Source organism: Massilia sp. P2_C2 (assembly GCF_056404615.1).
This window is the reverse complement of sequence record NZ_JBFUDR010000335.1, coordinates 1-6,107: the sequence shown is the minus strand read 5'-3', so window position 1 is coordinate 6,107 and position 6,107 is coordinate 1. Positions and strand designations below refer to the sequence as shown.

At 64.2% G+C, this 6,107-nt stretch carries 8 protein-coding genes and 2 tRNA genes; 6 read left to right on the top strand and 4 right to left on the bottom strand.

The window, feature by feature from the left end; all coding sequences use genetic code 11:
- Nucleotides 1–440, top strand: a 440-nt coding sequence (locus tag AC1DYX_RS26320) for a hypothetical protein (protein WP_477264367.1), incomplete at its 5' end; no start/stop codon positions are given.
- Between the two features lie 151 nt (nucleotides 441–591).
- On the opposite strand, the gene AC1DYX_RS26315 is transcribed toward AC1DYX_RS26320, so the two are convergent.
- The 3 genes from AC1DYX_RS26315 to ispB all read right to left on the bottom strand — a co-directional run bounded on the left by AC1DYX_RS26315 (nucleotide 592) and on the right by ispB (nucleotide 1,861).
- Nucleotides 592–668 (bottom strand) — tRNA-Pro (locus tag AC1DYX_RS26315).
- Between the two features lie 74 nt (nucleotides 669–742).
- A tRNA-Pro gene (locus AC1DYX_RS26310) sits at nucleotides 743–819 on the bottom strand.
- A 52-nt stretch (nucleotides 820–871) separates the two neighbouring features.
- Entirely contained in the window at nucleotides 872–1,861 is a 990-nt protein-coding gene (gene ispB, locus AC1DYX_RS26305) for an octaprenyl diphosphate synthase (protein ID WP_477264365.1), read from the bottom strand.
- 254 nt (nucleotides 1,862–2,115) lie between these two features.
- On the opposite strand from ispB, the gene rplU reads away from it, so the two are divergent.
- The 5 genes from rplU to proB all read left to right on the top strand — a co-directional run bounded on the left by rplU (nucleotide 2,116) and on the right by proB (nucleotide 5,621).
- On the top strand, nucleotides 2,116–2,427 hold the full coding sequence (gene rplU / locus AC1DYX_RS26300) for a 50S ribosomal protein L21 (RefSeq protein ID WP_036230184.1): 312 nt from the start codon (nucleotides 2,116–2,118) through the stop codon (nucleotides 2,425–2,427).
- 41 nt (nucleotides 2,428–2,468) lie between these two features.
- Complete coding sequence (gene rpmA / locus AC1DYX_RS26295; RefSeq protein ID WP_036229665.1) at nucleotides 2,469–2,741, top strand: 50S ribosomal protein L27; 273 nt, start codon at nucleotides 2,469–2,471, stop codon at nucleotides 2,739–2,741.
- A 207-nt stretch (nucleotides 2,742–2,948) separates the two neighbouring features.
- Complete coding sequence (cgtA, locus tag AC1DYX_RS26290) at nucleotides 2,949–4,061, top strand: Obg family GTPase CgtA (protein ID WP_477264363.1); 1,113 nt, start codon at nucleotides 2,949–2,951, stop codon at nucleotides 4,059–4,061.
- Between the two features lie 4 nt (nucleotides 4,062–4,065).
- Nucleotides 4,066–4,506: a hypothetical protein gene (locus AC1DYX_RS26285; protein ID WP_477264361.1), complete on the top strand. Its 441-nt coding sequence runs from the start codon at nucleotides 4,066–4,068 to the stop codon at nucleotides 4,504–4,506.
- Entirely contained in the window at nucleotides 4,503–5,621 is a 1,119-nt protein-coding gene (gene proB / locus AC1DYX_RS26280; protein ID WP_477264359.1) for a glutamate 5-kinase, read from the top strand. The genes AC1DYX_RS26285 and proB overlap by 4 nt, the downstream gene beginning before the upstream one ends.
- 27 nt (nucleotides 5,622–5,648) lie before the next feature.
- Here the strand turns inward: proB and AC1DYX_RS26275 are convergent.
- A partial coding sequence (locus AC1DYX_RS26275; RefSeq protein WP_477264356.1) for a LysE family translocator occupies nucleotides 5,649–6,107 on the bottom strand: 459 nt, incomplete at its 5' end.

Below are 6,107 nucleotides of genomic sequence, written 5' to 3'. Positions count from 1 at the left end.
AGCCAACGTTGTCCTCTGGTACTCTTAATTCAGGGTTCAAGGTGCTGGCGCAGAGTGACGCTAGTGCCATGGATGGGTTACTTGGCGAGATCTCGGCCGACATTACCTTGTCTCGATCCGAGCGCACTTACGTCAGCGCTCGTGCTCGATTGCTGGCGGGGTTGAATGCCGAGGCAATCGCGCAATTGGAGTCGGCCGCGAGCAACGGGCTTCGCGACACCGCTACCTTCACGTTGCTTGGCAGGGCATGGCTGCAGACCGGCTGCGTCGCCTGTGCGTTGCCGGTTCTCGAAAAGGCGTACAGCATGGCGAAAGCCAAGGAACTCGATGTTACCGGTGCCGAGTCCGGCCGACTGTTGGCAAGGGCCTATCGGGACAGCAATCGAATCAGCGACGCGGCTAGGGTCGAAGCCGAGCTAAATGTCRGAATGGCGCAGTGAAGAGCGTAGGACAGTCACGCAAGCCTTCATCGAAACATCGATGACTTCCGAACCAGATGCTGGGCGAAGGTGAATGGAAGACCAAAAAGCATGGCGCCGACTATCGTCATCAATGGCGTAGGGTAGCCCGCTGTTTTTGCTATGGAATTCGTGGTCGGGGTGAGAGGATTCGAACCTCCGGCCTCTACGTCCCGAACGTAGCGCTCTACCGGGCTAAGCTACACCCCGACGGTAGGTAGTCTTTGAAGCAGCTGCTATACCCGGGAGAGTGTCGCGAAGAATGCTGCAAAAAGAAGAGATGATGGTCGGGGTGAGAGGATTCGAACCTCCGGCCTCTACGTCCCGAACGTAGCGCTCTACCGGGCTAAGCTACACCCCGACTGTTTGAGACTTCGTCACCGAAATCTCGGGAAGGCATTACTATAGTTGTCTCAGTGGTTTCTGTCAACAGCGAAGGCGCACAGCTGCAGCAGGCTCTGCTTGTATTCGCTGTCCGGCAGGTCGGCGATCGCGGCCGCGGCGCGGCGTGCGGCGACTTCCGCTTCGCAGCGCGTGAAGTCCAGCGCGCCGCTGTTCGTGACGGCCGTCAGCACGGCGTCGAAATGGGTTTCGTCGCCCTGTTCGATGCACGAGCGGATCAGCTCGCGCTGCTCGGGCGTGCCGTTTTCCATCACATAGATCAGCGGCAGCGTCGGCTTGCCTTCGCGCAGGTCGTCGCCCACGTTCTTGCCGATCTCGGCGGCGTCGCCCGCGTAGTCGAGCACGTCGTCGATCAGCTGGAACGCGGTGCCCAGCGAGCGGCCGTATTCTCCGGCCGCTTCGATCTGACCATCGTTCGCGCCGGCCACGAGGGCACCCAGCTGGGCGGCGGCCTCGAACAGCTTCGCCGTCTTCGAGCGGATCACGCGCAGGTAGCTGTCCTGCGTGACGTCCGGATCGTGCATGTTCAGCAGCTGCAGCACTTCGCCTTCCGCGATGACGGTGGTGGCGCGCGACAGGATCTGCATCACGCGCATGTTGTCCAGGCTCGTCATCATCTCGAACGCGCGCGAGTACAGGTAGTCGCCGACGAGCACCGACGCCGCATTGCCGAACATGGCGTTCGCGGTCTGGCGCCCGCGGCGCATCGAGGATTCGTCGACGACGTCGTCGTGCAGCAGGGTGGCGGTGTGGATGAATTCCACGACGGCCGCCAGCTCGTGGTGGCCGGCGCCCTTGTAACCGTAGGCGTTCGCCAGCAGCAGCACCAGCACGGGACGGATCCGCTTGCCGCCGGCGCTGATGATGTACTCGGCGATCTGGTTCACCAGCGCGACCTCGGACTGCAGACGCTGGCGGATCACCGAGTTGACGGCTTCCATGTCGGCTGCGATCGTGCGGGTGATGGGGTTCTGTTGTGCGGTTTGGGTAGCGGCGGACAAGGCGGACCTGCTGACGTTGGATGCGGATAGGTTTTGTTGAGTCGCGATTATACGACATGCAAGGAAATCCCGCCCTTATTCCCGGCGGCGCCAGAGGGAAAGCCGCAGGGCGGCCGCGTCACCACAACGGTTTTGACGCCCTGCAGCAGACCATGTATAATCCTCTGTTCCCCGAATCCATGGCTGCTCATTTGCTACATCTCGTCGCCGGGATCGAAGGAATATTTCTTAACAATCAACGAGGTTTCTCAATCATGTACGCGGTCATAAAAACCGGTGGCAAGCAATACAAAGTTGTCGCTGGCGAAAAACTCAAAGTAGAACAGATACCGGCAGACATTGGTTCCGAACTCACTATCGATCAGGTTCTCGCCGTTGGCGAGGGCGAGAGCATCAAGTTTGGTGCTCCGCTGGTGGAAGGTGCTTCGGTTCGCGTGACTGTTGTGTCGCACGGTCGTCACGACAAAGTGCGCATTTTCAAAATGCGTCGTCGTAAGCACTACCAGAAGCGTCAGGGCCATCGCCAGAACTACACCGAAATCCAAGTGGTTGCGATCAACGGCTAATCGCCGCGCGTCCCTATTTAGCTAATCAAGGAGCATTTGAAATGGCACACAAAAAAGGCGGCGGCACTACGCGAAACGGCCGTGACTCAGAAAGCAAACGCCTCGGCGTGAAAGTCTACGGCGGCCAGGCGATCAACGCCGGCGGCATCATCGTGCGTCAGCGCGGTACCCAGGTTCGTCCGGGCACCAACGTTGGCCTGGGCAAGGACCACACCCTGTTCGCCCTGGTCGATGGCACGGTCAAGTTCGTCAAGCAAGGCGTCGGTTCGAAGCAGTACGTGACCGTCGTCGCAGCTGAAGCAGTCGCTGCTTAAATCAAGCGGCAGCGGGACTGGCGCAAGCCTGATCCCGCGCAGTAAGGCGCCAAGCCTTGCAATCGATAGGCTCTGCCCTCCGGTAGGGCCTTTTTAATTTTTGGCATTGTCACCGTTAAGTGCGGAATGTTCCGCGGCCGTTCGTCTATCATGGACGCCTGGTCCGCTTTTAACAGTGACACAGCCTTTCGTTTTGGTGGTCTCATCATGAAGTTTATCGACGAAGCAAGAATCGAAGTGATCGCCGGCGACGGCGGCAACGGCTGCGCCTCGTTCCGCCGCGAGAAATTCCGCCCGTTCGGCGGTCCGGACGGCGGCGACGGCGGCCGCGGCGGCTCGATCTACGCAGTCGCCGACCGCAACATCAACACGCTGGTGGACTTCCGTTTCTCCAAGGTCCACACGGCGCGCAACGGCGAGCCGGGCCGCGGTTCCGATTGCTATGGCCGCGGCGCGGAAGACGTCTACCTGCGCATGCCGGTCGGCACGCTGATCGTCGACGACGTCAATGGCGAGATCATCGCCGACCTCACCGAACATGACCAGGTCGAACTGCTGGCCAAGGGCGGCGAGGGCGGCTGGGGCAACATCCACTTCAAGACGTCGACCAACCGCGCACCGCGCCAGAAGACGGACGGCAAGGCGGGCGACCGCCGCGAGCTGCGCCTGGAGCTGAAGGTGCTGGCCGACGTGGGCCTGCTGGGCATGCCGAACGCCGGCAAGTCGACGTTCATCACGGCGGTCTCGAACGCGCGTCCGAAGATCGCCGACTATCCATTCACCACCCTGCACCCGAACCTCGGCGTCGTGCGCGTCTCGCACGCGAAGAGCTTCGTGATCGCGGACATCCCGGGCCTGATCGAAGGCGCGGCCGAAGGCGCCGGCCTCGGTCACCAGTTCCTGCGCCACCTGAGCCGCACGGGCCTGTTGCTGCACATCGTCGACGTCGCGCCGATGGACGGCAAGACCGACCCCGTCAAGGAAGCCAAGGCGCTCGTGAAGGAACTCGAGAAGTACGACGAGGAACTGGTCAACAAGCCGCGCTGGCTCGTGCTGAACAAGCTGGACGTCGTGCCGGAAGAAGAGCGCAAGAAGGTCGTCAAGGACTTCGTCAAGCGCATGGCCTGGAAGGGCCCCGTGTTCGAGATCTCGGCGCTGAACCGCGAAGGCTGCGAAGACCTCGTGCACGCGATCTACAAGTATCTCGAAGAGACGCGCCACTCGGAGCAGCGCTCGGAAGAGACGCAGATGACCGAGGAAGCGCGCGGCATCTCGTCGATCGATCCGGACGACCCGCGTTTCAAGATCCTCGAAGATTAAATCGTTGGCAGTCTCCTTCGCCCATATCGCCGGCAGTTCCGTGCGCGCGCGCCTGCGCCGCCAGCTGCTGACTATCGCGGCCACGGCGCAGTCGCTGGCCGCGCTGGCGGCCGTGCTCGATCCGGACCGGGTGGCGGATGCGATGGGACTGTTCCCCGTGGGCGTGAACGGCTACAGCCAGTTCTACGCCCTCTGCGTCGGAGTGCGCCTCGCCACCGCGGGGCTGGCTCTGCTGGCGGCCAGGCAGGGTGACCAGCCCATCCTCGGCGACCTCGCAGCATTGTTCATCCTGGCGCAGCCGCTCGGCCGCTTCGTCGCGGCCTTCGCGATCGGCCTGCCCCAGGGCCTATTGTTCGTCGTCAGCGGGATCGAGCTGGCGGTCGGCCTGGCGCTGATCGGCCTGCGCCCGCGAGGACGCTTCCTGTCAAACCGACCGTCGCCATGAACTCCGTTATCCAATCCGCCAGCCGCATCATCGTCAAAGTCGGCTCCTCGCTCGTCACCGACGAAGGCCGGGGCCTCGACCACAGCGCCATCGCGCGCTGGGCCGCGCAGATCTCCTCGCTGCGGTCGCTCGGCAAGGAAGTCGTGCTCGTATCGTCCGGCGCCATCGCCGAAGGCATGCTGCGCCTGGGCTTCACGGCGCGCCCGACCGACATCCACGAACTGCAGGCCTGCGCCGCCTGCGGCCAGATGGGCCTCGCGCAGATCTACGAGACGAGCTTCCGCAGCCACGGCGTGAAGACGGCGCAAGTGCTGCTCACGCATGCCGACCTCGCCGACCGCGAGCGCTACCTGAACGCGCGCTCCACGCTCACCACGTTGCTGGGCCTGGGCGTCGTCCCGATCATCAACGAGAACGACACCGTCGTCACCGACGAGATCAAGTTCGGCGACAACGACACCCTGGGTGCGCTGGTCGCCAACCTGATCGAGGCGGATGCACTCGTGATCCTGACCGACCAGAAGGGCCTGTACTCGGCCGACCCGCGCAAGGATCCGTCCGCGCGCCTGATCGAGGAAGCGCAGGCCGGCGACACGTCGCTGGAAGCGATGGCCGGCGGCGCCGGCAGCAGCATCGGCCGCGGCGGCATGCTGACGAAGGTGCTGGCCGCGAAGCGCGCGGCCCGCTCGGGTGCCCACACGGTGATCGCATGGGGCCGCGAAGACAACGTCCTCACGCGCCTGGCGAACGGCGAGGCGATCGGCACGCAACTGACGGCACCGACGGCCCGCCTGACCGCACGCCGCCAGTGGATGGTCGACCACMTGCACACGGCGGGCCAACTCGTGCTGGACGCCGGCGCCGTGCGCAAGCTGAAGAACGAGGGTAAATCGCTGTTGCCGATCGGCGTCACGGCCGTGCGCGGCGAATTCGGCCGCGGCGCGCTCGTCGGCTGCGTGGACGAAGCGGGCCACGAGATCGCGCGTGGCCTCACCAACTACACGAGTGGCGAAACCAAGCGCATCATGCGCCACGCGTCGAGCGAGATCGAGGGCATCCTCGGCTATGTCGAGGCGCCCGAGCTGGTGCATCGGGATAACCTCGTCCTGCTCTGATCGAGGCGGCCGGCGCGTAGGGTGGGCTCACCGAGCCCACGCGGAAGCCAGCTTGGTGTTGGCGTCACGTGCCCTGCCTGGCCAGTAGCATGCGCACGAGACGACGATGGCCAGCGCGTCGGCCTGGGCCGCGGCTGCGGGCAGGGCCAGCGACACCACCGACAGCCAGACGACGATCGCCTTCGGATTCGTCAGGTGCATGGCCGCGCCGCGTGCACACGTGCGCGCATAGCCTTCCGTTACCGGCACTGCCGTCACCGTGCTCGACGCCCCGCGCACCCTGCGCGCCGCCTGCCACGCCATCCACAACAGATACAACCCACCGATCGTCTTGACGACCGCGAGCGCGCCGGACCAGCGCTGCATCGCGGCGGCGAGGCCGAACGCCGCGCATAACCCCCAGCACAGCGAACCGCCGACGACGCCGGCCGCGAGGGCCAGCGCCCACGCGCGGCCCTGCGCCATCGCCGTGCCATGGCGGCGAGT

Bases quoted from the DNA above. Each gene is read 5' to 3' on its own strand.
- rplU (WP_036230184.1), top strand. From the start codon at position 2,116: ATGTACGCGGTCATAAAAACCGGTGGCAAGCAATACAAAGTTGTCGCT.
- rpmA (WP_036229665.1), top strand. From the start codon at position 2,469: ATGGCACACAAAAAAGGCGGCGGCACTACGCGAAACGGCCGTGACTCA.
- cgtA (WP_477264363.1), top strand. From the start codon at position 2,949: ATGAAGTTTATCGACGAAGCAAGAATCGAAGTGATCGCCGGCGACGGC.